This window comes from uncultured Nocardioides sp. (genome assembly GCF_947489365.1).
In the GTDB taxonomy this organism is placed as follows: Bacteria; Actinomycetota; Actinomycetes; order Propionibacteriales; family Nocardioidaceae; genus Nocardioides.
The window spans coordinates 120591-144051 of record NZ_CANLDB010000004.1 but is presented as its reverse complement, the minus strand read 5'-3'; the positions used below and the strand labels follow the sequence as shown (position 1 = coordinate 144051).

Below are 23461 nucleotides of genomic sequence, written 5' to 3'. Positions count from 1 at the left end.
CTAGATGTCGCGGAAGGGCTCGATGTTGGCGCCGAGCTCGTTCAGCCGGGCGGCGAGGTCCTCGTAGCCGCGGTGGATGACGTACGTCGACCGCAGGACCGAGGTGCCCTTGGAGGCCAGCATCGCGAGCAGGATCACGACCGCCGGGCGCAGCGCGGGCGGGCAGACGATCTCGGTGCCCGACCAGTGGGTCGGCCCCTCGACGAGGACGCGGTGCGGGTCGAGGAGCTTGACCTGGGCGCCGAGCTTGGTCAGCTCCGTGAGGTAGATCGCCCGGTTCTCGTAGACCCAGTCGTGCAGCAGCGTCTGGCCCTGGGCGACAGCGGCGATGACCGCGAAGAACGGCAGGTTGTCGATGTTCAGGCCCGGGAACGGCATCGGGTGGATCTTGTCCAGCGGCGCGCGCAGCTCGGATGCCTCGGTGGTGAGGTCGACGAGGCGGGTGCGGCCGTTGAGCGCGACGTACTCGGGGGAGCGGGTGTAGGCGAACCCCATCCCCTCCAGGGTGGCGAGCTCGATCTCGAGGAACTCGATCGGGACGCGCTTGATGGTGATGGCCGACTTCGTGACGATCGACGCGGCCAGCAGCGACATCGCCTCGATCGGGTCCTCGCTCGGGGCGTAGTCGACGTCGACGTCGATCCGCTCGCGACCGGTCACGCGCAGCGTCGTGCTGCCCACGCCCTCCACGTCGACCCCGAGCTTCTGCAGGAAGAAGCAGAGGTCCTGGACCATGTAGTTGGACGAGGCGTTGCGGATCACCGTGGTGCCGGGGTTGAGCGCGGCGGCCATCAGGGCGTTCTCGGTGACGGTGTCGCCCCGCTCGGTGAGCACGATCGGGCGGACCGGCTCGACGGCCTCGGACACGGTGGCGTGGTAGCTGCCCTCGGTGGCCTTGACCTCGAGGCCGAAGGGACGCAGCGCCGACATGTGCGGCTCGACGGTCCGCTCGCCGAGGTTGCAGCCCCCGGCGTACGGCAGGGCGAACGACTCGGAGCGGTGCAGCAGCGGGCCGAGGAACATGATCACCGAGCGCGTACGACGGGCCGCGGCCTCGTCGATGTGGTCGAGGTCCAGCTCGGTGGGCGGCACGATCTCGAGGTCGTTGTCGTCGTTGAGCCAGCGGGTCCTCACGCCCAGGCTCTGCAGCACCTCGAGGAGCCGGTTGACCTCCTCGATGCGCGCGACCTTGCGCAGCACCGTGCGGTTGCGGTTCAGCAGGCTCGCGCAGAGCAGCGCGACACCGGCGTTCTTCGAGGTCTTGACGGTGATGCTGCCCGAGAGCGTCGTCGGGCCGGTGACGCGCAGGTGCGTCGGCCCGGCGCCCAGGGCGACGATCTCGGAGTCGAGCGCCTCGCCGATGCGCGCCAGCATCTCCAGCGAGAGGTTCTGGTGGCCGCGCTCGATGCGGTTGATCGCCGGCTGGCTGGTCGAGAGCAGCTCGGCGAGCTGGTGCTGGGTCAGGCCGCGGTGCTTCCGTGCGTCACGGATCAGGTAGCCGATCCGGGACTTGTAGTCCTCGCTCTGCGTCATGGTCACCACCATATATCAGATATGAGATAAGACGGGTGCGGCTGCGCTGCGGGCCCCCGTGACAGGATCGGTGGCATGGACCACAGGGCCGGAGACGGCGGCGGCCCGGGTGCCCCGGGGGACCCCGCACAGCCAGCATCCGACGCTACGGGACTCGTCCTCGGACCGCTCATGCGGTACGTCGACGAGGACTCCGCGACCATCTGGGTGGAGACGGCCGCCGCCGGCGACGTCGTCGTCCGCGCCGGTGACGTCACCGCCCGGGCGCGGACCTTCGGCGTGCACGGCCACCACTACGCGCTCGTGGAGGTCACGGGCCTCGAGCGGGGCAGCCGGGTGGCCTACGAGGTCGAGGTCGACGGCGTGACGGTGTGGCCCGAGGCGGCCTCGCCGTACCCGCCGCCGGTGATCGCCACGCTGGAGGCCGACAAGCCCCTGCGCCTGGCGTACGGCTCGTGCCGCACCAGCGTGGGCCACGACAAGGCGGGCAACGACCTGCACGGGGTGGACGCGCTGCGCAGCTACGCGCTGCGGATGGCGGGCCTGACCGGCGGCGACATGCGCTGGCCGGACCTCGTGGTCTTCCTGGGCGACCAGGTCTACGCCGACGAGACCACGGAGGCGATGCACGAGTTCATCTCCTCGCGGCGCGACATCGACGAGGCGCCGTGGAAGGAGCTCGCCGACTACGAGGAGTACGCCCACCTGTACTACCTGGCCTGGAGCGACCCGGCCAACCGCTGGCTGCTCTCGACCCTGCCCAGCGCGATGATCTTCGACGACCACGACATCCGCGACGACTGGAACACCTCCTGGGACTGGCGCCAGAAGATGGAGGCGACGTCCTGGTGGCAGGGACGGATCGTCGGCGGGCTGGCGTCGTACTGGGTCTACCAGCACCTCGGCAACATGTCGGCGGCCGAGCGGGCCGCGGACCCGCTGTGGCGCCGGGTCGCCGCGCACGAGGCGTACGCGGCGGCGGGGGAGGAGCTCGACCTGTCGGCCGAGCTCGACACGTTCGCGGACCGCGCCAACCAGGTGCCGACGTCGTACCGCTGGAGCTACGTGCGCGACTTCGGGGACCAGGCCCGTCTCGTCGTGGTCGACACCCGCGCCGGGCGGGTGCTGGAGCCCGAGCACCGGGCGATGCTGGACCCCGACGAGCTCGACTGGCTGTCCGGCCAGCTCCGGGGGGACGTGCAGCACCTCCTCATCGGCAGCTCGCTGCCGTTCCTGCTGGCCCCCGGGCTGCACTACGTCGAGGCCTTCGGCGAGGCGCTGGCCGGCGGGGCGTGGGGCGAGCGGCCGGCCCGCTTCGGCGAGACGGTCCGCCAGGGCGTGGACCTCGAGCACTGGGCGGCGTTCCAGTCCTCGTTCCGGGCGGTCGTCGACATGGTGATCGAGGTCGCCACCGGCCGCCGCGGCGACGCGCCACGCACCGTGACCTTCCTGTCGGGCGACGTCCACCACAGCTTCGTCTCCGAGGCACGTCTGAGGGACCCGGACGCCCCACCGCTCCAGAGCCGCATCATCCAGGCGGTGTGCTCCCCGATCCGCAACCCGCTGGCCCGGCGGATGCGCTTCGCGACCGCGGTGCTGTCGTACGGCGTCGCCGGCCCCATCGGCCACCTCGTCGCCCGCTCGGCGAAGGTCCCCGACGCGCCGCTGCAGTGGTCCCTGCTGCGCGGGCCGTGGTTCGACAACAACCTCGCCAGCCTCGAGGTCACCGACGACGGCCTGGCCCTGTGGTGGGCCCGCGGCACCGTCGTCGCCGGCGACCACGAAGCGCCCGTGCTCGAGACCGTCGCCGAGGTCGACCTCGACGGCGACGCCGTCCCCACCACCCGCACCCGCCGCCACATCGCCCCCCGCTTCCGCACCCGCCTCGCCCGCCTGCGGTCGTAGGCTCGCCAGGCGGCCGGTCCCACAAGTCACTGTGGTCGCGTGGGTCACGGGCGTCACGGGGGTCGCTGTGTTCACAGGAGTTTCACTGGTCCCTGGTTTCACCAGTCGACCCGTGAAACCCCGTCCTGGCCCACGAAGTTCCGTCAGCCCAGTCGGGGTTTCACCAGCCGGCTGGTGAAACCCCCGGGCGCCAGGAGCACGCCAGAACTCGTCCACAGACGCCGGGCGGGACGGGTGCTCCACAGGCCTCGCGCGGGGGCGGGCTGCGTACGCGCTGGTCGTCGCAGGGTGCTCGCCATGGGCATCCTCGAACACCTGCTGGCCGAGCGCGGGTTCTTCTCCCGGGCCGAGGCCGTGGCCGCCGGGACGACGGACGACCTGCTCACCGCCGGGCGGCGGGCGGGGGTCTGGGTCCGGTTCTGCCACGGCTACTACACCGACGCGGCGCGCCGGCGCGGACTCGACCAGGTCGGTCGCCACATGCTGCGTGGGGACGCCGCGCTGCACCAGCTGGGGGAGGCTGTGGCCCTCAGCCACGTGACGGGGTCGCTCGCCCACGGGCTCGACGTCTGGGGGACCGACCTGACGAACGCCCATGTCACCCGCCTGGACGGCGCCACCGGCCGGCGCAACAACGGACTGGTCCACCACCACGGCTCCGTGGCCGGGCACGAGGTCGGGACGGTGGGCGGTCGGCGGGTCCTGCCGGCGGTCCGCTGCGCGCTGGAGACTGCGACGCTCGGCGACGGCGAGGCGGGTCTGGTGGTTCTGGACTCGCTGCTGCGCAGCGGTCAGTGCTCGCCCGACGAGCTGCGGGCGGAGTTCGCCGCGAAGCGCCACTGGCCCGGCACGCTGCCCCTGCAGCTGCTGGTGCGGATGGCCGACCCCGGTGCCGCGTCCGTCGGGGAGTCGCGCACCCGGTGGCTGCTCCGGTGCGCCGGGCTGCCGGCGCCGGTCCTCCAGTACGAGGTCCGTCGCGGTGACGCGCTCGTGGCGACCTGCGACATGGCGTGGCCGGAGCTGGGTGTGGTCCTGGAGTTCGACGGCCGGTACAAGTACCAGCGCTTCCTCGCCGCGGGCGCGACGCCCGGGGACGCGGTCTTCGCCGAGCAGCAGCGCGAGGACCTCATCCGCGAGCTCACCGGTTTCATCGTCGTCCGCGTGGTGTGGGCGGACCTCGACCGGCCGCACGTCGTCGCCCAGCGCGTGCGCGACGCGTTCGCCCGCCAGGCGCTGCGCGCGAGCTGAGCCTGCCACCGAGCGGCCCGGCGCACGGCGGGTCGTCGGGTCGTCGGGTCGTCGGGTCGTCGGGCGGACGAAACCCCGTCCTGGCGCACGAAGTTTCGTCAGCCCAGAGGGAGTTTCACCAGCCAACCCGTGAAACCTGAGGCCAGTGAGACCCCTGGGACGACAGGGACGACGGATGGGAGCGGGGGGTGGAGGTGTGCGGAGGGCGCTGTCGGGGGTGGGTGCTACGGTCGTGACATGACCGATTCGAACACAGATTCGACGCCCGACGCCGGCGACGACGCCGGCACCGACACCGCCATCGGCGAGAGCGGCGGGATGCTCGGGGCCACCGGCACCGACGCCGCGAACACGACGGAGAAGGACCCCTCCGAGTGGGTCACCGGCGACGAGCCGGCGACCGGCGCGCAGAAGAGCTACCTCGACACCCTGGCCCGCGAGGCGGGGGAGACGCTGTCGGCCGACCTGACGAAGGCGGAGGCCTCCGAGCAGATCGAGCGCTTGCAGGCCGCCTCGGGTCGCGGCACCGACGCCTGAGGCCCGTGACCGCACGCCCGGGGGCGGTGCTCCTCGACCTCGACGACACGCTCGTCGACCACGAGGGGGCCGCCCGCGGTGCCGTGCTCGCGTTCGCGGCCACGCACGGGCCGGCGGGGGAGCCCGACGAGCTGGTGCGGCGGTGGCAGGCGCTCACGGACCGGTACTACCCGCGCTACCAGCGTCGTGAGCTCACGCTCGACGAGCACCGCCGCGAGCGCATCCGCGCTTTCCTCGGCCAGCCCGACCTGAGGGACGCCGACGCGGACGCACGGTTCGGCGTCTACCAGTGTGCCTACCGCGACCGGTGGCGCGCCCACGCCGACGCCGCCCCCGCCCTGCGGGCGCTGCGGGAGGCCGGCGTACCGCTGGCCGTGCTCACCAACGGGGAGCGCGACATCCAGACCGCGAAGCTGCGGGCGACGGGGCTGCTCGAGCTCGTGGACGTCGTCGCGGCGTCGTCCCACCTACCTGCGGCGAAGCCCGACCCGCGCGCCTTCACCGCGACCGCGGACCTGCTGGGCGTCGCCGTGGCGCGCACCGTGATGGTCGGCGACTCGGTCGAGAACGACGTCGCGGGAGCGCTCGGTGCCGGCGCGGCAGCGGTGCACCTCGACCGGTCCGGGGCCGGACCGGGAGCCGAGGTCGTGGGAGCACTGCGCATCCCGACCCTGGCCGCGCTGCCGGGCCTGGTGCTCGCCGCCGAGTAGCGGCGCCTCAGCCCAGGACGCCCGCACCCTCGAGGATCAGCACGACGCCGAAGATCGCGAACAGCGCGGCGGCGCCGTACGTGATGACCTTCTCGGGCAGGTGCTTGCCGAGCACGGCGCCGACGACGATCGCGAGGGCGTCGGCGGCGACCATGCCGATCGTCGAGCCGATCCAGACGCCGACCCAGTCCTCGCGCACGGCGAGCACGATCGTGGCGAGCATGGTCTTGTCACCGAGCTCGGCGAGGAAGAACGCAGTGCCGACCGCGAGGATCGCGGTCCGGGTGGCGGTGGCGGCCTTGCTGCGCTCCTCCTCGGTCAGCTCGTCGCCGCGCAGGGTCCACGCCGCGAAGCCCAGGAACGACACGCCCGCGACGATCGCGATCGGGCCCTGGTAGTCGGCGAACGCCGTCCCCATGGCGTAGCCGATCCCCACCGAGGCGAGGTGGACGAACGCCGTGGCGACGGTGATGCCGATCAGCACGTCGCGGGCGCGGTAGCGGGTGGCGAAGGTCATCGCCATCAGCTGGCTCTTGTCGCCGAGCTCGGCGACGAAGATGACGCCCGTGCTGAGCAGCAGGGCGGAGAGGAACTCGGACATCGGGACTCGTTTCCCGCACCGGGACGAGAACCGGCCGCAGGGGACGCGCTCTCGACCAGGCGCGTCTGGTGGGACGGTGCACTGGTCGAAAGTCTCGTCCGCCACCTCACGGTGGCCTGCCACGCCGGGAACCCACCCGATCTCGCGGGGCGGGGGCCAGTATGTCGACGCGGCCGTTGGGGACTACTCCCTCTCGGCCTCGCACACTAGCCGATCGTCAGCCACCAGGTCGCATCAGGGCGTGCCCCGGGTCGGTCACGGCGTACTGCGTGACGTCGCCGCCGAGGATCGTCTGCTGCGCCTCGTCGCTCGGCCCGGACCCCCGGAAGGCCTCCAGGGCGGCCTCGTCCCGCCAGCGCTCGGTCACGTGGACGCGGTCCGGCTCGAGGGGGTCGGGGGCGAGGACGAAGTCGAGGCAGCCGTCGGCGGAGCGTGCCGCGCGGACGTCGTCGAGGCAGGAGGCGAGGAAGGCGTCACGGCTGGCAGGGTCGACGCGCAGGTGGCCGGTCACGAGGATCACGACCGGACCGACCGGGTCGGGCGTCCGGACTCATCGGCGACGGCCCGGACGACGGGGGCTACTTCAACCCCGAGCGCGACAGCCCGGCGACGAACCAGCGCTGCAGCAGCACGAACATCACGAGCAGCGGGATGCTCGACAGCAGCGCCATCGCCATGATCCCGCCGTAGTCGGCGTCGTAGGCGCCCTGAAGGAACCGGAGGGCGACGGGCAGCGTGTAGAGGTCGGGGTCGCGCAGCGCGATGAGGGGCCACAGGAAGTCGTTCCACTGCTGCATGAACGCCAGCAGCGTCATCACCGCCAGCAGCGGTCGCGACAGCGGGAGCACGATGCGGCGGAAGGCGCCGAACGTGGTGCACCCGTCGACCTTCGCGGCGTCGACGAGCTCGTCGGGGATCGCGAGGAAGAACTGGCGGGCGAGGAAGATGCCCAGCGCGGTGGACGCCGACGGCAGGATCACGGCCCAGAAGAAGCCCACCAGCCCCAGCGCCGAGACCACCTGGAACTGGGGGATCATCACCGCCTGCGTCGGGATCATCAGCGTCGCCAGGACGACGAGGAACGCGGCCGTGCGGCCCGCGAAGCGCAGCTTGGCCAGCGCGTAGCCGGCGAGCAGGTTCACCACCACCGACAGCACCGTGGTCAGGCCGGCGACGAGCAGGGCGTTGCCGAACCAGCGCCAGATCGGGTAGGCCTCGAACAGCCCGGTGAAGTTCGCGGTGGTCCACTGCGACGACCACAGACCGGCGCCGTCGTCGAGGAGCAGGTCGCGGGGCGTGAAGGCCACGACCACCATCGCGTAGAGCGGGAGGGCGAACACGACGGTCACCACCGTCGCGACCAGCACCCGGGCCCAGGTCGGCATCAGCTCTGCTCCGAGGGGTCGTGGCGGCGCGAGCCGCGCAGCTGCAGCAGGGTCACCAGCAGCGTCAGCAGGAACAGGACGACGCCGACGGCGGCGCCGTACCCGAAGTTGCGCGCCGGGCCGAAGCCCTGGTCGTAGGCGTAGGTCACCAGCATCGTCGTCGAGTAGCCCGGGCCGCCGTTGGTCATCACGTAGACGATGTCGAAGATCTGGAAGGACCAGATGATGTTGACCACGACGAGGAAGAACGTCGTGGGGCGCAGCGTCGGGACGATCATGCGGCGCACCAGGACCCAGGGCCCGGCGCCGTCCACCCGCGCGGCCTCGAGCATCTCCGGGTCGACGTCCTGCAGTGCGGCGAGGTAGATCAGCAGTGCGAAGCCGACCCGCGTCCACAGGACGATGAGCATCACCGAGATCATCGCCAGCGTGCCGTCGCTCTGCCACGACACGGGGCCGACGCCGAGGTCGGCCAGCACGCCGTTGACGATCCCGATCGACTCGTCGAACAGCAGCAGCCCGATGAGCGCGACGACGACGGTGCTGACCACCACGGGCAGGTAGACGATGGTGCGGGCGATCGTGCGGCCCGGCATCGCCTTGTCGAGCAGCAGCGCGACGGCCAGGCCCAGCACGACCATGAGGGGCACCGTGACGGCGGTGAAGACCGCCGTGTTGAGGGCGGCACGCCAGAACACGTCGTCGGCCAGCAGCCGGGTGAGGTTGTCGAACCCGGTCCAGGTGCCCGGGCCGAAGGGGCGCTTGGCCTGGAAGCTCAGCACGAACGCCCAGCCGAGCGGGACGAGCAGGAACAGCACGATGAGGACGGCGTTCGGCGCCAGGAACGCCCAGGCCGCCCGGGTGTCCGGGTGCCGGCGGCCCGTGGGACCGCTCACGGGACCGCTCACGGGGCGGCCTCGTTGAGCGTGGCGGTCTGGTCGACCCGCTCGGCGATGGCGTCGAGGGTGTCGGACACCGACGCGTCGCCCAGGAAGCACTGCTCGAGCTCGTTGGCCAGCACCGTGTTGACCTCCGCGAAGGTGGGGGTGGTGACGTCGGCGACGTCGCGGTCCGTGATGGTCCGGATCTGGTCGGCGTACACCCCCATCAGGTCGGCCCCGATCGCGAAGTCGAGGCCCTGCTCGAGCAGCGAGGTCCGGGTCGGCAGGAGCACGCCCTCGGCGCAGAAGGTGGCCATCTGGTCGGGCTCGACCATGTAGGTGAGGAACTCCGCGGCCAGCTCGGGGTTGGCGGCGTCCGCGTTGGCGACCAGGGCGTTGCCCCCCAGCTCGGAGGAGCGGCGGGCGTCCTGCGGCTGGAAGGTCGCGCCGTAGCCGAAGCGGTCGCCGATGGTCTCGGCGAACGCGGGGAGCAGGAAGTTGCCCGCGAAGACCATCCCGAGCCGGCCGGAGGTGAAGAGCGCGTCGGGCAGCGTGGTGGCCTTCGTCGAGGTCGCCCGCGGCACCCAGCCGCGCTCGAAGAACGAGCGGGTGAACTCGAGCGCCCGTGCCCCCGGCCCGTCGGCCCCGCCCTCGGTGAGCGCGGCGGACCCGAGGTCCTCGGTGTAGAGCTGGCCGCCCGCCTCGAAGAGCCAGGTGAGCCAGCGGAAGGCACCGAACTCCTGCCAGTTCACCGCGAACGGCGCCCGTCCGGTGCCGTCGGCCTCCGCGCTGTCGCGGAGCCGGTCGGCGACCTCGCCGAACTCCTCCCACGACCACGCGTCCTCGCCCCGGTCCGGCACCGTGATGCCGGCGGCCTCGAAGGCGTCGCGGCGGTAGAGCAGGGCCGAGGTGTCGACGTGCTGGGGCACGCCGTACACCCGGTCGCCGCTGCTGACCGCGCCCATGTACGCCGGCGACACGTCGCGCGCCAGCTCCGCGGTCGCGTCGGTGAGGTCGAGCAGCTGGCCGGTGCCGGAGTAGAGGCCCATCGTCGGGTAGTCGACGCGGAAGACGTCGGGGGCGGTGCCGGCCAGCAGGCCGGAGTCGACCGCGGTCAACGCCTCGGCGAACGGGACGTAGGTGACGTCGACCGTCACCCCGCGCGCCTCGGAGAAGCGACGTGCCAGCTCGACGTACAGGTCGGCCTCGACGTCGGTGCCGTAGACCTGCACCGTCAGCCGGTCGCGGCCGCCCGGCGCGGTGCTGGAGACCCGCCGGGTGAGGCCGGCACAGCCGCCCAGCGGCAGGAGACCGGCCAGTGCGGCGCCGCGGAGGGCGGCACGACGGCTCAGCTGGGGTGGCGGGGGACTCATCGGCTGCGCGGTACCCCACCTTCGCGGGTCGAGACTCAGGCCGTGACGGCGCAGACACCGAGGACGGTCACCGCGATGCCCGCCCACCGTAGGCCGTCGATGCGCTCGCCGCCCGCGAAGCGCGCCCAGAGCACGGTGACGACCGGGTGCGTCGCGGCCAGGACGGCGACGAGCACCAGGGCGCCGTACGTCGAGGACAGGGCGTAGGCGCCGTCACCGACGACCACCACGAGCCCCAGCGCGAGCAGCCGCACCACGTCGACCCGCCGCAGCGCGACGGCCGGGACGGTGGCCAGCCGCGACGCCACGACGACGCCGAGCCCGATCAGGGAGATCGCGGCGAGCCGGGCGAGCGCCAGCGCCCACGGCACGCTCGTCGCGCTGGCCTCCGCCATCAGCACGAAGTAGGCCCCGAAGCCGACCCCGGCCACGAGCCCGAAGCCGAGGCTGCGGACGTCGGGACCGGACCGGGCGCCGTCGGACGACGCAGGCTCGCGCGAGGCCAGGACGAGCCCGGCGACGACCAGCAGCAGCCCCACCGTGCGCAGCGGCCCGGGGACCTGGCCCGCGAGGAGCCCGACGGCCAGGGGCACGACGGGGGAGACGGCGGACGCCGGGGCGACCAGGCCCGCCCGTCCGACCGCGAGGCCCCGGTAGAGGGAAGCGATCGCGACGGCCTCCGCGACGCCCGCCAGCAGTCCGGTGGCGACGATGCCCGCGGGCAGCGGCCCGCCCACGGTGACGGCGAGGACGACCAGGACGGTGGTGGCCGCGGCCTGGGAGACCAGCAGCACGCGCAGCGCGCCGAGGCGGGCCGAGAGGCGCCCGCCCAGGTAGTCGCTGGTGCCCCAGCCGACGCTCGAGACGAGGGCCAGGAGCGGCCCGAGGACGACGGTCACACCACGTGCAGCTCGGGGCGGGCCCCGGCGGTGGTGAACCGGTCGACGGACAGCGCGGCCACGTCGATGGGCGGTGTCCGGCGCATCACGAGGGCCGCGACGACCTCCCCGACCGCGGGCGCCATGAGGAAGCCGTGGCCCGAGAACCCGGTGGCGTAGAGGAAGCGGGACGGCGCACCCGGGCCCGTGGCCTCGCCGATGAGGGCGTTGTGGTCGGGGCTCATCTCGTACAGGCCCGCCCAGCCGATGCCGATCCCCGTCTCCGCCAGCGACGGCGTACGACGCTCGACGGCCTCACCGAGGTCCTCGAGCCAGGACTCGTCACGGCGCGGGTCCTCGGTCCAGACGTCGGCGCGGTCCGGCAGGCCCATCAGCAGGCCCGCGCCCTCCCGGTGGAAGTAGTAGGAGGAGGAGTGCTCGATGGTGAAGGGCGTCGCCGGGTCGAGCCCGGGGACCTCGTCGGTGATCGCCACGTGGCGGCGCAGTGCCGCCACCGGCAGGTCGACGCCCGCCCAGGCGGCGACCCGCGCCGACCAGGCCCCGGTCGCGCAGACCACGGTGTCCGTGGCGATCGGCCCGGCGTCGGTGCGGACCGCGGTGACGACGCCGTCGACGACGTCGACGCCGGTCACCGCCCGGCCGGTGTGGAGCCGGGCGCCGTGGCGTCGTGCCCCGGCGGCGTACCCGGCGACGACCGACTCGGGGGTGCAGTGCCCGGCCCGCGGGGACAGCACGCCGCCGACCAGGCCGTCGGGCGAGACGAGCGGGGAGGCGGCGACCGTCTCGGCCACGGACAGCTCCCGCACCTCGAGGCCCAGCGACCGCTGGACCGGGGCGGCGGCGGCGAAGGCGGCCATCGCCTCGTCGGAGTCGACCAGGAACAGGTAGCCGACCCGGTGCAGGTCGACGTCGACGCCCAGGTCGGTCGCGAACCGCTCGTAGGCCTCCAGGCTCCGCAGGCCGAGCTCGACGTTCAGCGCGTCGGTGAACATCGCCCGCACCCCGCCGGCGGCCCGGCACGACGACCCCTCGCCGAGGCTGCCGCGCTCCAGCAGGACGACGTCCTCCACCCCGGCGCGGGCCAGGTGGTAGGCGGTGCTCAGGCCGACCACGCCGCCGCCGAGGACGACGACGGACGCGTGCTCGCTCATGGCCGGAGTCTGGCAGGCGGCGGGGGCCAGGACTCAGCCCGGAGGAGGCACGATCAAGCAGCTCGAGGTCGCGTGGGCGAGCAGGCGCCCGGAGGCGTCCTCCAGGCGCGCCTGCGCCAGCGCCGTCCGTCGTCCGCGCTGCAGCAGGGTGCCGACCGCGCGCACCGGGCCCGTGTCGACGGTGATCCCGCGCAGGAACTTCAGGGTGAGGTCGAGCGAGGTGTAGCGCTCGCCGGGGGCGAGGGTGGTGTGGACCGAGCAGCCGCAGGCGGTGTCGAGCAGGGTCGCGTGCACGCCACCGTGGACGCTGCCGATCGGGTTGTAGTGCTGCAGCCCGGGCACGAGCGAGACGGCCACCGAGCCCTCGCCGAGAATCTCCATGTCGACCATGCCCATGAGGGTCGAGATGCCGGGCGGGGGGACGTGGCCGTCGACGACGGCCCGGAGCTGCTCCATCCCGGACAGGGCGGACAGGTCGGGCAGGTCGCGGTCGGGTGCGCTCATGGGGGCAGCCTCCGGCCCGCCTCCTGGGTCTGTCAAATGGACTCAGGTAGCCTCGGGACATGGAGGCACCCACGGCGCTGGACTGGTCGACGGAGAACTGCCAGGTCGGCCGGGTGATGGACCTGCTGGGCCGTCCCTCGGTCGTCGTCGTGCTGCGCGAGGTGGTGAACGGCGTCCGCCGCTTCGAGGACATGCGGCGCCACGCGGGCCTGTCGCGGCAGGTGCTCACCGACCGGCTGACGCTCCTGGTCGACCACGGTGTGCTCCGCCGGGCGCCGTACCGCGACGAGGGCAGCCGGGAGCGGCAGGAGTACCGGCTCACCGACAAGGGCTTCGAGCTCTACCCGACGCTGGTGGCGCTCGCCGCCTTCGGCGCCCGGTGGTACGCCGACCCCGACGGCCCCGCCACGCGGATGGAGCACCGCGGGTGCGGGGCGACGGTGCACCCGGTCATGGAGTGCGCGCACGGCCACCGCGTGGACGACCCGCGCGACGTGACGCCCGCGCCCGGCCCCGGCGCCCGTCCGGCGGGCCGGGGCGCCGCGGGGGACCGGGCGTGATCGGGGACCGCTGGGGCGTTACCGACGCCGAGGTCGCCCGCCGTTACCCCTGCGACGACCTGCGCGCCGCCGACGGGCGACCCGCCCTCCAGGTCTGGCGCGGCGTGGACGTCGCGGCCCCGCCGGAGCGGGTCTGGCCGTGGCTGACCCAGGTCCGGGCGGCGCCGTACTCCTACGACCTCGTCGACAACCTCGGCCGCCGGTCCCCGCGCCGGCTGCTCGACCTGCCGGAGCCCGTGCCCGGGGAGCCGTTCACCTCCGCCTTCGGCCGCGGCCAGGGCGAGGTGCTGGCGGTCGAGGAGGGCACCTCGTTCACCGGCCGCATCCTCGGTGCGCTGATGTCGTACGTCGTGGTGCCCGCCGGGCCGGGCCGGTCGCGGCTGCTGCTGAAGATCGTCATGGACCGCGGCCGCCTCCTGGCGCCCCTCGTGTCGGTCGGCGACCTCGTCATGGCCCGCAAGCAGCTGCTCACCCTGGCCCGCCTCGCCGAGTCGGGGCCCCGGTCCGGCCCCACCTAGGGGCTTCCGCCGCGCTGAGGGGTCGTGGTCGGATCGGACGATGACGAGCACGCCCCCGGTGCACCTCGAGACCCACCCGGTCACCCCCGACCGGTTCGAGGACTTCGCCGACGTGGTCAACCCCAACCGGCGGGCGACCCACTGCTGGTGCCTCTCGCACCGCCTGAGGGCCCCCCAGATCGAGGAGCTCGGCCGGACGGACGAGGGGGTCAGCCGGGAGCGCGCGGCGCGGGCGCTGGGCCGGCGCGAGAACCCGCCCGGGGTCGTGGCCTACGCCGACGGGGTCCCCGTCGGGTGGTGCAGCCTCGGGCCGCGGGCGGACAACCCCCGCCTCGTCTCGTCGCGCGTGATCCTCCCCGTCGACGACGTCGCGGTGTGGAGCATCGTCTGCGTGGTCGTGCGCGCCGGGCACCGGCGCCGCGGCGTCACCACCGGGTTGATCGAGGGCGCGGTCGCCTGGGCGGCGTCGCGGGGCGCCCCGGCCGTCGAGGCCTACCCGGTCGACGCGGGCGACGACCGGATCGACCTGACCATGGCCTTCGTCGGCACGGTCCGGATGTTCGCCCGGGCGGGGTTCCGGGTCGTCGGCACCACCGACGCGACCGGCAGCGGCCGCCCCCGGGTCGTGGTGCGACGCGACTGCTGAGGGTGCCCACGGAGTGCTCGGCGATTGATCGGGTCAGATCGGGCGATTGCCACTACACTCGCCACGCCTCTCCTCCTCGGCCCGGACCGTCCGGCCCCGGACCGACGGAGAGCTGCTCGGAGGACGGGAGTGACCGTGGGGCCCTGGCCGTTGTCGGAGAGCGGTACCGGTGTGCTGGACAAGGCGGCGACCGGTATCGAGGGCTTCGACGACATCACCTACGGGGGCCTTCCCCGGGGGCGGGCCACGATCGTCACCGGCGCCGCCGGGTCCGGCAAGTCCATGTTCGGCGTGGAGTTCCTGGCCCAGGGCGCCCGCGAGTACGACGAGCCCGGCGTGCTGCTCAGCTTCGAGGAGACGACGGCCGAGCTGCTCGCCAACGCGGCCTCGATCGGGGTCGACCTGGAGGGCATGTCACGCGAGGGCATCGTCACCGTCGACTCCGCCGCCGGTGACACCGACGACCTCGTCCAGAGCGGCGAGTTCGACCTCGACGGGCTGATGCTGCGCCTGGCCGCGGCGATCGAGGCGGTCGGCGCACGCCGGGTCGTGCTGGACACGGTCGAGACCCTGTTCGCCACCCTGCCCGACGAGGTCACCGTGCGCCGGGAGTTCGGTCGGCTGCTGCGCTGGCTGAAGGACCGCGACGTCACCGTCGTGGTGACGGCCGAGCGCGGCGAGGGCCGCCTGACCCGCCACGGCATCGAGGAGTACGTCTCCGACTGCGTGGTGATCCTCGACCACCGCGTCGACGACGAGGTCGCCACCCGGCGGATGCGCGTCGCGAAGTACCGCGGGTCCCCGCACGGCACCAACGAGTTCCCCTTCCTCATCACCGGGCGCGGCCTGGTGGTGATGCCGCTGCACCACGAGGAGCAGGACGAGGTCAGCGACGAGCGCATCAGCCTCGGCATCCCGGACCTCGACAGCATGCTCGGCGGCGGCGTCTTCCGCGGCTCGACGACGATGATCAGCGGATCGGCCGGGACCGGCAAGACGAGCATCGCCGCGGCCGCAGCCACCGCCGCCTGCGAGCGGGGGGAGAAGGCGCTCTTCCTCTCCCTCGAGGAGCCGGCCGGCCAGATCGTCCGCAACATGCGCTCGATCGGCCTCGACCTGCAGCGCTGGATCGACGAGGGCCTGCTCCTCGTCCGCCACATGCGCCCGAGCATCACCGGGCTGGAGGCCCACCTGGCCTCCCTGCACCTGCTGCTCGACGAGCACCCCGCCGAGGTCGTCGTCGTGGACGCCGTCGCCAGCCTCACGCGGGGCGTGGCGTCGTACTCCAGCGCCTCGGCCGTGGCCCGGGACATCGCGATGCTCCGGGTGCGGGGCGCCACGACGATCATGACCGCGCTCGTCGGCGCGGACGACGACCCCCACACCGACGTGTCCGCCTCCTCCCTCGTCGACGCCTGGCTGCTGGTCCGCAACGTCGAGAACGACGGCGAGCGCAACCGCCTGCTGATGGCGATCAAGAACCGTGGTTCCGCCCACTCCAACCAGGTGCGCGAGTTCCTGCTCACCGACGACGGGCCGCAGCTGGTCGACGTGTTCGTCGGCCCCGACGGCGTCCTCACCGGGTCCGCGCGCCGACAGCAGGAGGAGCGGGACGAGCGGACGCGACTCAGTCGCCGTCGGGAGGACGAGCGGCGCCGCCAGTCGCTCGACCGCCGACGCGAGGAGGTGGAGAGACAGATCGCCTCCCTCCGCCGCCAGCTCGACGACGAGCTGGCTCAGGCCACCGACATGGCGGACTCGGTGGCCGACGAGGCCGCCGACCGAGACGCCGAGCGACACGACTCCGCCGCGCGGAGACTCACGGGCGGCAGCCCATGAGCCCGACCACCCCGCTGGAGGACCTCGACGCCGCGTCCTTCCACCTGCGCCTGTACGTCGCCGGGCAGACGCCCCGGTCCGCGCTGGCGCAGGCGAACCTCTACGCGCTCTGCGAGGCCCGGCTCGCGGGGCGGCACAGCATCGAGGTCGTCGACCTCATGGACGAGCCCTCCCGCGCACGGACCGACGGCGTCATCGCCGTCCCCACGCTGGTGCGGGTCAGCCCCGAGCCGACCCGCAAGATCGTCGGGGACCTGTCCGACACGGCCCGCCTGCTCGCAGGGCTGGAGCTCCCGGCCGCGCAGACGGGTCCTGCGTGAGCCCCGGGGACGACGCGGAGGTCGTCGAGCTGCGTCGCCGCCTCGCGGAGCTCGAGGACGCCCTGACCGCCCTCGCCGACGGCGAGGCCGACAGCCTGGTCGTCGGGGCGCCCGGCTCGGAGCGGGTGGTGTCCGTCTCCGGCACCGACCTGCCCTACCGCGTCATGGTGGAGCGCCTCGGCGACGGCGCCGCGACCGTGTCCCGCGACGGGACGGTCCTCGTCGCGAACCAGCCCTTCGCGAAGCTGCTCGGCGTCGACGCGACGTCCCTGCGCGGCTGGCCGCTGACGGCGTTCGTCGTCGCGGACCACCTGCAGGCCGTCCTCGACCTGCTGGCCGTCGAGGTGGGCGACACCCGCCGTACCGAGGTCACCCTGCGGATCGGCCAGCACACGAACCAGGTGCTGCTGTCGACGACGGCCGTCCGGCTCGCCCAGGAGACGATCGTGTGCTGCGCGGTCGCGGACGTCACCGAGCACCGCCGCCTGGTCGCCCAGCTGGAGCAGGAGCGGGCGCGCGCCCAGCAGCGCGACGACCGCATGCGGACCGCGCTGGAGGTCAACGACACCATCGTGCAGGGCCTGGTGACGGCGGAGATGACCCTCGACCTGGGTCAGCAGGCGAGGGCCCGGCAGATCCTGGCCGCCACCTCCGTCCGTGCCCGCGAGCTGATCGGCGAGCTCACCGGGGACGTCCGGGCCGGGACGTTGCGGCGCGTGGCGCCGGCGCAGATCGAGGAGGACCCCTGGTGAGCTGCCGAGTGGTCGTCGTGGACGACGCCGCCGACCTGCGCGAGATGCTGACGATGGTGCTCGACCTGCGCGGCGGCGGCGACTTCGAGGTGGTCGGTGAGGCCGGGGACGGCCGTGAGGCCGTCCAGGTCGTGGAGCAGACGCAGCCCGACCTCGTCCTCATGGACATCGCGATGCCGGTCATGGACGGCCTGGAGGCGGTCCCGCTCGTGCGGAGGGTGTCGCCGGACTCGACGGTCGTCATGCTGTCCGGCTTCCCGGCCCGCACCGCGGAGGCCGGCGCGCTGGAGGCGGGTGCCCACGCCTACCTGGAGAAGGGCGGGCGTCTCGCCGCGACCCTCGTGCCGTCACTCACGGACATCCTCGCCGGGCAGTCATGAGACGTCCCCGGGACGCGGGGGACGACGCCCGGCCGGAGGGGGGAGAACCGGCCGGACGCCGAGCTGAGAGGTCTCGGACCTCTGGATCCAGAGGTTAACAGGAGTCGTCCCTGGTGCGCACGGCCCGCGTCCGGGCTTACAGTGTCAGCCATCGAGGAGAGGGGGCCGCCGATGCACCGGTGGCTGGGGAGTCGGGCGCGTTCCGCCGTCTTCGCCCCGATCGGGGACATCGGGCGCGCGGCGGGGGTCGAGCGCCGGCTCGACGAGGCCATCCGCTCGGGCGTCCTGGCCGACGGTGAGCGACTGCCGAGCGAGTCCGAGCTGGCGTCGATGTTCGGCGTCGCCGTCGTCACGGCCCGGGAGGCGCTGGTCGGGCTGCGGTCCCACGGCCTCATCACCACCGTCCGCGGACGGGGTGGGGGCTCCTTCGTCCTCGGACCCGTCCCTCCCGGGGAGGCCGAGCTCCGGAGCCGGCTGACGACGATGAGCCGGGTCGACCTCGCCGACCGCGGGGTGCACTACTCGGTGGTGATGACGGGGTGCGCGGAGCTGGCCGCGGAGCGGGCCACCTCCGACGACGTCGCCGACCTGCGCGGGCTGCTGGGCTCCATGGCCGGTGACGACGCCGCCTCGATGCAGCAGGCCGACACCGAGCTGCACCTGGCGCTGGCCGCCCTGACCCGGTCGGCCCGGCTCTCGCGCGAGGTCATCCGTCTGGAGTCCGAGGTCGGGGCGCTGCTCAGGCTGCCCCTGTTCGAGGCGCACCACCGGTCGTCGCTCCTGCGGGAGACCACCACCCTCGTCGAGGCGGTCGAGCAGCGCGACCCCGACGCGGCGCGGGACGCCATGCGCCTGCGGGTACGACGGGCGCTCGAGGACCTCGCCGAGCTGCGGACCGGGGTCCGGTGAGGTGGCCGCCGTGCCCTCGGTGACCCCCGCCGCACCGGGGGACGACCGCTCCGACGACAGCGCGGACGAGCGGCTGGCCCGGAGCGCGGCCGCCGTCGAGGACTTCCTGCTCGGCCTGCGGGACGCGATCGCGCGGATGGCCGGCGACACGGCCGCCCGGCTGGACCCGACCCGCGACCCCGTCCCCGCCGACCTCGTCGCCGCCGTCCAGCCGTCGGCGGCGGACGTGCTGGGCGACGACCGGGTGCTGGGGGCCGGGTTCGTGGCCGACCCCGACGCGTTCTCGGGCACCTCGCTGCTCGCCTGGTGGCAGGGGGAGAGGCGGGCGCGCGTCGCGCAGCCCGTCAGCCTGGGCCGGGACGCCGACTACCGGAGCAAGGAGTGGTTCCGCACGCCGCTGCGGGCCGGCGGCCTGCACGTCACCGGCCCCTACCTGGACTACGTCTGCAGCGACGAGTTCGTGCTCACCCTCACCCTCCCGCTCGAGGACCGCCGGGGCGTCGTCCTCGGCCTGGCGGGCGCCGACGTCCTCGCCGAGACGCTCGAGCAGGTCCTCGGCCCCGCCCTCGCCCCGGGCGCCGTCCTGGTCAACCGCCATGACCAGGTCGTGGTCGCCGGCGGCGGGCGCCGGTTCGCGGGGGACCGGGTCGACCGGCGCGCCTACGACCGCAGCCGGGCCTGCCGCGACCTGCCCCTGACGGTGCTCTCCTCCTCACGGACCGCCGGCCGGGCCTGAGCGACCGGGCAGGGACGGGACGCACGGCAGCGGTGCCGCACTAGGTTGACCCCATGAGCACGGGTCACGCGGCCGACACGCACGACCGGATCCGGGTCCACGGCGCCCGGGAGAACAACCTCAAGGACGTCAGCGTCGAGCTGCCGAAACGGCGCCTCACCGTCTTCACCGGCGTCTCGGGCTCCGGCAAGAGCTCCCTGGTCTTCGGCACCATCGCCGCGGAGTCCCAGCGGCTGATCAACGAGACCTACAGCGCGTTCCTCCAGGGGCTCATGCCCACCCTGGCCCGGCCCGACGTGGACCTGCTGGACGGGCTGACGACCGCGATCATCGTCGACCAGGAGCGGCTCGGCGCCAACCCGCGCTCGACCGTCGGCACGGTCACCGACGCCAACGCCATGCTCCGGATCCTCTTCAGCCGGCTGGGCGAGCCCCACCTCGGACCCCCCAGCGCCTTCTCCTTCAACGTCGCGTCCGTCTCCGCGCAGGGTGGCCTGACCGTCGACCGCGGTGAGAGGTCGCGCACCGAGAAGGTCAGCTACACCCGCACCGGCGGGATGTGCCCGCGCTGCGAGGGACGCGGCGCGGTCACGGACTTCGACCTCACCGCCCTGTACGACGCGTCGAAGTCCCTCAACGAGGGCGCCATTCGCGTGCCCGGCTACTCGATGGAGGGCTGGTACGGCCGGATCTTCCGCGGCTGCGGCTACTTCGACCCCGACAAGCCGACGGGGAGGTTCACGAAGAAGGAGCGCCACGACCTGCTCTACCGCGAGCCCACCAAGATCAAGGTCGAGGGCATCAACCTCACCTACTCCGGTCTGGTGCCGCAGATCCAGAAGTCGTTCCTCTCGAAGGACCGCGAGGCGATGCAGCCGCACATCCGCGCCTTCGTCGACTCCGCCATCACCTTCCAGACCTGCCCGGAGTGCGACGGCACGCGACTCTCGGAGGGCGCGCGCAGCTCGCTGGTCGACGGGCGCAGCATCGCCGAGGTGTCGGCGCTGCAGATCTCCGACCTGGCCGAGTGGCTGCGGACCGTCGACGCCCCGGGGGTGGGTCCGCTCGTCGCCGGCCTGCAGCACACCCTCGACTCCTTCGTCGCGATCGGGCTCGGCTACCTCAGCCTGGACCGCTCCTCCGGCTCCCTGTCGGGGGGAGAGGCGCAGCGCACGAAGATGATCCGGCACCTCGGCTCCTCGCTCACCGACGTCACCTACGTCTTCGACGAGCCGACGATCGGGCTGCACCCCCACGACATCGCCCGGATGAACACCCTGCTGCTCGAGCTGCGGGACAAGGGCAACACCGTGCTCGTCGTCGAGCACAAGCCGGAGGCCATCCTGATCGCCGACCACGTCGTCGACCTCGGCCCGCGCGCCGGGACCGAGGGCGGCGAGATCGTCTACACCGGTGACGTCGCCGGGCTGCGCCGGGCCGGCACCCTCACCGGCCGCCACCTCGACGACCGGGCGTCGCTCAAGGCGTCGGTCCGCGACCGGACGGGCGCGCTGGAGATCCGCGGTGCCGACACCCACAACCTGGTGGGCGTCGACGTCGACGTCCCGCTGGGGGTGCTGGCCGTCGTCACCGGCGTCGCCGGCTCCGGCAAGAGCTCCCTGGTGCACGGGTCGCTGGCGAAGCGGGACGGCGTGGTGATCGTCGACCAGGGCGCCATCCGGGGCTCCCGCCGCAGCAACCCCGCGACGTACACGGGCCTGCTCGAGCCGATCCGCAAGGCCTTCGCGAAGGCCAACGGGGTGAAGCCCAGCCTGTTCAGCGCGAACTCGGACGGCGCCTGCCCGGCCTGCAACGGCGCGGGCGTGATCTACACGGACCTGGGCGTCATGGCGGGCTCCGCGACGCCCTGCGAGGAGTGCGAGGGGCGTCGGTTCACCGCCGAGGTCCTGGAGTACACCGTCGGTGGCGCGACCATCTCGGACGTGCTCGCGATGTCGGTCGACCGGGCGGCGGCCCACTTCGCCGAGGGGGCGGCGCGACTGCCCGCGGCGCACAAGATCCTGGTGCGCCTCGCGGACGTCGGGCTCGGCTACCTGACGATCGGCCAGCCGCTCACCACGCTGTCGGGCGGGGAGCGGCAACGCCTGAAGCTGGCGACCCACATGGCGACGCAGGGCGGGGTCTACGTCCTCGACGAGCCGACCACCGGCCTGCACCTCGCGGACGTCGAGCAGCTGCTCGGCCTCCTCGACCGTCTCGTCGACGGCGGTACCTCGGTGGTCGTCATCGAGCACCACCAGGCGGTCATGGCCCACGCCGACTGGATCATCGACCTCGGCCCGGGCGCCGGCTCCGACGGCGGCAGGGTCGTGTTCGAGGGCACTCCGTCCGACCTCGTGGCCGACCGCAGCACGCTGACCGGCCAGCACCTCGCGGAGTACGTCGGCGCCTGAGGCCGGGCGGGGAGCACTCAGACGACGAGCGTGCCCTCGACCGCCGTCCGCTCGGCGTACGCCGCGTCGAGCCGGGTCGTCATCGGCCCGGGCCGGCCGTCGCCGATGGTGCGGCCGTCGACGGTGGTGACCGGCGTCAGGCCACCCATGGTGCCGGTGACGAGGACCTCGTCGGCGGCGTACACCTGGGTCAGCGAGAAGTCGCCGACCTCGACGGGCACGCCCTGGGCCGCGCAGATCTCCAGGACCGTCTCGCGCGTGATGCCCTCGGGGCAGGCCCGCGTCGTCGAGGTCCGCACGACGCCGTCGCGGACGTGGAACACGTGGGTCGCGTTGGTCTCGGCGACGAACCCGGCGTCGTCCAGCATGAGCGCGTCGTCGGCACCCGCCACGTTGGCCTCGACCTTCGCCAGGATCGAGGTCAGCAGGTTGTTGTGGTGGATCTTCGGGTCCAGCGAGTCCGGCCGGTGCCGGCGCACCGAGGACGTGACCAGGCTGATCCCGGAGTCGTCGTACACCGGCGCCTTGTGCTCGGCGAGCACGATCAGGGTCGGTCCGCGCTGGTTGAGCCGCGGGTCCATCCCGGAGGTGATCTTGACCCCGCGGGTCAGCGTGAGGCGGACGTGGACGCCGTCGGTCATGGCGTTGGCGGCGAGGACGGCGCGGATCCGCTCCGTCACGTGCTCGGCCGAGGGGATCTCGCTGAAGGCCAGCGCCTGGGCCGAGCGCTTCAGCCGGTCGAGGTGGGCGTCCAGCTTGAAGATGCGGCCGCGGTGGAGCCGCAGGCCCTCCCAGACGGCGTCGCCGCCCTGGACGACGGAGTCGAACGGGCTGATCCCGGCCGCGTCGCGGTGCACGACCTCGTCGTCGATCCCGACCAGCAGGTCGTCGTTGCGGGGGTCGTAGGTCTGCAGCATCAGCGGGTCTCCTGGTCGGACGGGTCGCGGGTGGGTCGCAGGCGGTACGGCGCGAGGGCGTCGTAGGAGGGGCGGCACCGCTCGAGGAGCGGGGCGAGATGATCGGGCAGGGGGTCGCCGGCGCCGGGGGAGGACGAGCCGAACCCGGTGGAGGCCTCCACGCCGGCGTACCAGTGCGGCGCCCACACCCCGTCGGTGTCGCGCGGGCCCGCGGGCCACCGCAGCATGGCGGGGTCGAACCCGATGCCGAGCGCGTCGCACAGCGCGCGCAGGGTCCCGGCCGGGTCGGCGAGCACGTCGGCGGCGTCGACCACCGGGCCGCCGTACGTCTCGAAGAGCTCGACCTGCTGCGGCAGGCCGAGGTCCTCGAGGGTGGGGGTCTCCCGGACCTTCGCGTAGGAGACGAGCACGCGCTCGGGGTCCCGGACGAGGAAGGCGTGGACGAGACCGGCGAGAGGGGTGCGGTCGACGTCCGGCAGCAGGTGGTGGGTCATGTGCTTCTGGTACTGCAGCGGGGTCGTCACCGTGCCGTGGACGAGCTCGGCCAGGACGGTGGCGGCGTCGGTCGGCTGGGCGGCCAGGACGTCCTCGCGCCCAGGGTGGTCGAGGCCGGTGGCCGCGAGGTACGCCGCGTAGAGGGGCTCGTCGACGACCGAGCAGTCGGCGCGGTTCTCGAAGCTCCGCATCATCGCCGTCGACAGGTTGCGCGGGCCCGACCACATCGCGATGCGGCGTGCGTCCAA

25 protein-coding genes are annotated in these 23461 nt (G+C 73.3%); 14 read left to right on the top strand and 11 right to left on the bottom strand.

Annotated elements, in window-relative coordinates; genetic code table 11:
- The gene (locus tag Q0858_RS12810; protein ID WP_299054955.1) at positions 1–1533 is read right to left on the bottom strand and encodes a UDP-N-acetylglucosamine 1-carboxyvinyltransferase; all 1533 of its coding nucleotides are present in this window, start codon (positions 1531–1533) and stop codon (positions 1–3) included.
- A gap of 171 nt (positions 1534–1704) precedes the next feature.
- Between Q0858_RS12810 and Q0858_RS12805 the strand changes: the two genes are divergently transcribed.
- From Q0858_RS12805 to Q0858_RS12790, 4 genes are all read left to right on the top strand, one after another.
- Entirely contained in the window at positions 1705–3438 is a 1734-nt protein-coding gene (locus Q0858_RS12805; RefSeq protein ID WP_299054953.1) for an alkaline phosphatase D family protein, read from the top strand.
- A gap of 297 nt (positions 3439–3735) precedes the next feature.
- The gene (locus Q0858_RS12800; protein ID WP_299054951.1) at positions 3736–4686 is read left to right on the top strand and encodes a hypothetical protein; all 951 of its coding nucleotides are present in this window, start codon (positions 3736–3738) and stop codon (positions 4684–4686) included.
- A gap of 237 nt (positions 4687–4923) precedes the next feature.
- Entirely contained in the window at positions 4924–5223 is a 300-nt protein-coding gene (locus Q0858_RS12795; RefSeq protein WP_299054948.1) for a DUF3072 domain-containing protein, read from the top strand.
- A gap of 5 nt (positions 5224–5228) precedes the next feature.
- Positions 5229–5933 carry an HAD family hydrolase gene (locus tag Q0858_RS12790; RefSeq protein WP_299054945.1) on the top strand — a complete coding sequence of 235 codons (705 nt, stop codon included), beginning with the start codon at positions 5229–5231 and terminating at the stop codon, positions 5931–5933.
- A 7-nt stretch (positions 5934–5940) separates the two neighbouring features.
- Here Q0858_RS12790 and Q0858_RS12785 read toward each other — a convergent pair whose 3' ends face one another.
- From Q0858_RS12785 to Q0858_RS12750, 8 genes are all read right to left on the bottom strand, one after another.
- Positions 5941–6534 carry a TMEM165/GDT1 family protein gene (locus tag Q0858_RS12785; RefSeq protein WP_299054942.1) on the bottom strand — a complete coding sequence of 198 codons (594 nt, stop codon included), beginning with the start codon at positions 6532–6534 and terminating at the stop codon, positions 5941–5943.
- A gap of 217 nt (positions 6535–6751) precedes the next feature.
- Positions 6752–7054 (bottom strand): antibiotic biosynthesis monooxygenase family protein, encoded by a 303-nt coding sequence (locus tag Q0858_RS12780; RefSeq protein ID WP_299054940.1) that lies wholly within the window; start codon positions 7052–7054, stop codon positions 6752–6754.
- Positions 7055–7112: 58 nt separating this feature from the next.
- The gene (locus Q0858_RS12775; RefSeq protein ID WP_299054937.1) at positions 7113–7919 is read right to left on the bottom strand and encodes a carbohydrate ABC transporter permease; all 807 of its coding nucleotides are present in this window, start codon (positions 7917–7919) and stop codon (positions 7113–7115) included.
- Positions 7919–8827, bottom strand: a complete 909-nt coding sequence (locus Q0858_RS12770) for a carbohydrate ABC transporter permease (RefSeq protein WP_299054935.1) — start codon at positions 8825–8827, stop codon at positions 7919–7921. The genes Q0858_RS12775 and Q0858_RS12770 overlap by 1 nt, the downstream gene beginning before the upstream one ends.
- The gene (locus Q0858_RS12765) at positions 8824–10173 is read right to left on the bottom strand and encodes a sugar ABC transporter substrate-binding protein (RefSeq protein ID WP_299054933.1); all 1350 of its coding nucleotides are present in this window, start codon (positions 10171–10173) and stop codon (positions 8824–8826) included. Before Q0858_RS12765 ends, Q0858_RS12770 begins: the two co-directional genes overlap by 4 nt.
- A 35-nt stretch (positions 10174–10208) precedes the next feature.
- Positions 10209–11072 carry an EamA family transporter gene (locus Q0858_RS12760; protein WP_299054930.1) on the bottom strand — a complete coding sequence of 288 codons (864 nt, stop codon included), beginning with the start codon at positions 11070–11072 and terminating at the stop codon, positions 10209–10211.
- Entirely contained in the window at positions 11069–12223 is a 1155-nt protein-coding gene (locus Q0858_RS12755; protein WP_299054927.1) for an FAD-binding oxidoreductase, read from the bottom strand. Before Q0858_RS12755 ends, Q0858_RS12760 begins: the two co-directional genes overlap by 4 nt.
- Positions 12224–12256: 33 nt before the next feature.
- The gene (locus tag Q0858_RS12750; RefSeq protein WP_299054925.1) at positions 12257–12727 is read right to left on the bottom strand and encodes a PaaI family thioesterase; all 471 of its coding nucleotides are present in this window, start codon (positions 12725–12727) and stop codon (positions 12257–12259) included.
- Positions 12728–12786: 59 nt separating this feature from the next.
- Here Q0858_RS12750 and Q0858_RS12745 point away from each other — a divergent pair, with 59 nt between their 5' ends.
- The 10 genes from Q0858_RS12745 (at position 12787) to Q0858_RS12700 (ending at position 21801) form a co-directional block, all read left to right on the top strand.
- Positions 12787–13287 carry a helix-turn-helix domain-containing protein gene (locus tag Q0858_RS12745; RefSeq protein ID WP_299054922.1) on the top strand — a complete coding sequence of 167 codons (501 nt, stop codon included), beginning with the start codon at positions 12787–12789 and terminating at the stop codon, positions 13285–13287.
- Positions 13284–13805, top strand: coding sequence for a hypothetical protein (locus Q0858_RS12740; RefSeq protein ID WP_299054920.1), 522 nt, complete (start codon positions 13284–13286; stop codon positions 13803–13805). The genes Q0858_RS12745 and Q0858_RS12740 overlap by 4 nt, the downstream gene beginning before the upstream one ends.
- A gap of 40 nt (positions 13806–13845) precedes the next feature.
- A complete protein-coding gene (locus Q0858_RS12735) occupies positions 13846–14451 on the top strand; it encodes a GNAT family N-acetyltransferase (RefSeq protein WP_299054918.1) in 606 nt (201 codons plus the stop codon).
- Between the two features lie 171 nt (positions 14452–14622).
- Complete coding sequence (gene kaiC, locus Q0858_RS12730) at positions 14623–16290, top strand: circadian clock protein KaiC (protein WP_299054916.1); 1668 nt, start codon at positions 14623–14625, stop codon at positions 16288–16290.
- Complete coding sequence (locus Q0858_RS12725) at positions 16287–16610, top strand: circadian clock KaiB family protein (protein ID WP_299054914.1); 324 nt, start codon at positions 16287–16289, stop codon at positions 16608–16610. The genes kaiC and Q0858_RS12725 overlap by 4 nt, the downstream gene beginning before the upstream one ends.
- Positions 16607–17362: a PAS domain S-box protein gene (locus Q0858_RS12720; RefSeq protein WP_299054913.1), complete on the top strand. Its 756-nt coding sequence runs from the start codon at positions 16607–16609 to the stop codon at positions 17360–17362. The genes Q0858_RS12725 and Q0858_RS12720 overlap by 4 nt, the downstream gene beginning before the upstream one ends.
- Positions 17359–17742, top strand: a complete 384-nt coding sequence (locus Q0858_RS12715; protein ID WP_299054910.1) for a response regulator — start codon at positions 17359–17361, stop codon at positions 17740–17742. The genes Q0858_RS12720 and Q0858_RS12715 overlap by 4 nt, the downstream gene beginning before the upstream one ends.
- A gap of 171 nt (positions 17743–17913) precedes the next feature.
- Positions 17914–18651: an FCD domain-containing protein gene (locus tag Q0858_RS12710; RefSeq protein ID WP_299054908.1), complete on the top strand. Its 738-nt coding sequence runs from the start codon at positions 17914–17916 to the stop codon at positions 18649–18651.
- Between the two features lie 10 nt (positions 18652–18661).
- The gene (locus Q0858_RS12705; protein ID WP_299054905.1) at positions 18662–19387 is read left to right on the top strand and encodes a cache domain-containing protein; all 726 of its coding nucleotides are present in this window, start codon (positions 18662–18664) and stop codon (positions 19385–19387) included.
- A gap of 53 nt (positions 19388–19440) precedes the next feature.
- Positions 19441–21801 carry an excinuclease ABC subunit UvrA gene (locus tag Q0858_RS12700; protein WP_299054903.1) on the top strand — a complete coding sequence of 787 codons (2361 nt, stop codon included), beginning with the start codon at positions 19441–19443 and terminating at the stop codon, positions 21799–21801.
- Between the two features lie 17 nt (positions 21802–21818).
- On the opposite strand, the gene Q0858_RS12695 is transcribed toward Q0858_RS12700, so the two are convergent.
- Complete coding sequence (locus Q0858_RS12695; protein ID WP_299054900.1) at positions 21819–22718, bottom strand: aminotransferase class IV; 900 nt, start codon at positions 22716–22718, stop codon at positions 21819–21821.
- Positions 22718–23461: an HAD family hydrolase gene (locus Q0858_RS12690; RefSeq protein WP_299054897.1), complete on the bottom strand. Its 744-nt coding sequence runs from the start codon at positions 23459–23461 to the stop codon at positions 22718–22720. Before Q0858_RS12690 ends, Q0858_RS12695 begins: the two co-directional genes overlap by 1 nt.

What these genes read in the sequence shown, in the direction of transcription:
- Q0858_RS12810 (WP_299054955.1), bottom strand. Translation starts at nt 1,533, where the DNA reads ATGACGCAGAGCGAGGACTACAAGTCCCGGATCGGCTACCTGATCCGT.
- Q0858_RS12805 (WP_299054953.1), top strand. Translation starts at nt 1,705, where the DNA reads ATGCGGTACGTCGACGAGGACTCCGCGACCATCTGGGTGGAGACGGCC.
- Q0858_RS12800 (WP_299054951.1), top strand. Translation starts at nt 3,736, where the DNA reads ATGGGCATCCTCGAACACCTGCTGGCCGAGCGCGGGTTCTTCTCCCGG.
- Q0858_RS12795 (WP_299054948.1), top strand. Translation starts at nt 4,924, where the DNA reads ATGACCGATTCGAACACAGATTCGACGCCCGACGCCGGCGACGACGCC.
- Q0858_RS12785 (WP_299054942.1), bottom strand. Translation starts at nt 6,534, where the DNA reads ATGTCCGAGTTCCTCTCCGCCCTGCTGCTCAGCACGGGCGTCATCTTC.
- Q0858_RS12775 (WP_299054937.1), bottom strand. Translation starts at nt 7,919, where the DNA reads ATGCCGACCTGGGCCCGGGTGCTGGTCGCGACGGTGGTGACCGTCGTG.
- Q0858_RS12765 (WP_299054933.1), bottom strand. Translation starts at nt 10,173, where the DNA reads ATGAGTCCCCCGCCACCCCAGCTGAGCCGTCGTGCCGCCCTCCGCGGC.
- Q0858_RS12755 (WP_299054927.1), bottom strand. Translation starts at nt 12,223, where the DNA reads ATGAGCGAGCACGCGTCCGTCGTCGTCCTCGGCGGCGGCGTGGTCGGC.
- Q0858_RS12750 (WP_299054925.1), bottom strand. Translation starts at nt 12,727, where the DNA reads ATGAGCGCACCCGACCGCGACCTGCCCGACCTGTCCGCCCTGTCCGGG.
- Q0858_RS12745 (WP_299054922.1), top strand. Translation starts at nt 12,787, where the DNA reads ATGGAGGCACCCACGGCGCTGGACTGGTCGACGGAGAACTGCCAGGTC.
- Q0858_RS12735 (WP_299054918.1), top strand. Translation starts at nt 13,846, where the DNA reads ATGACGAGCACGCCCCCGGTGCACCTCGAGACCCACCCGGTCACCCCC.
- Q0858_RS12725 (WP_299054914.1), top strand. Translation starts at nt 16,287, where the DNA reads ATGAGCCCGACCACCCCGCTGGAGGACCTCGACGCCGCGTCCTTCCAC.
- Q0858_RS12710 (WP_299054908.1), top strand. Translation starts at nt 17,914, where the DNA reads ATGCACCGGTGGCTGGGGAGTCGGGCGCGTTCCGCCGTCTTCGCCCCG.
- Q0858_RS12700 (WP_299054903.1), top strand. Translation starts at nt 19,441, where the DNA reads ATGAGCACGGGTCACGCGGCCGACACGCACGACCGGATCCGGGTCCAC.
- Q0858_RS12695 (WP_299054900.1), bottom strand. Translation starts at nt 22,718, where the DNA reads ATGCTGCAGACCTACGACCCCCGCAACGACGACCTGCTGGTCGGGATC.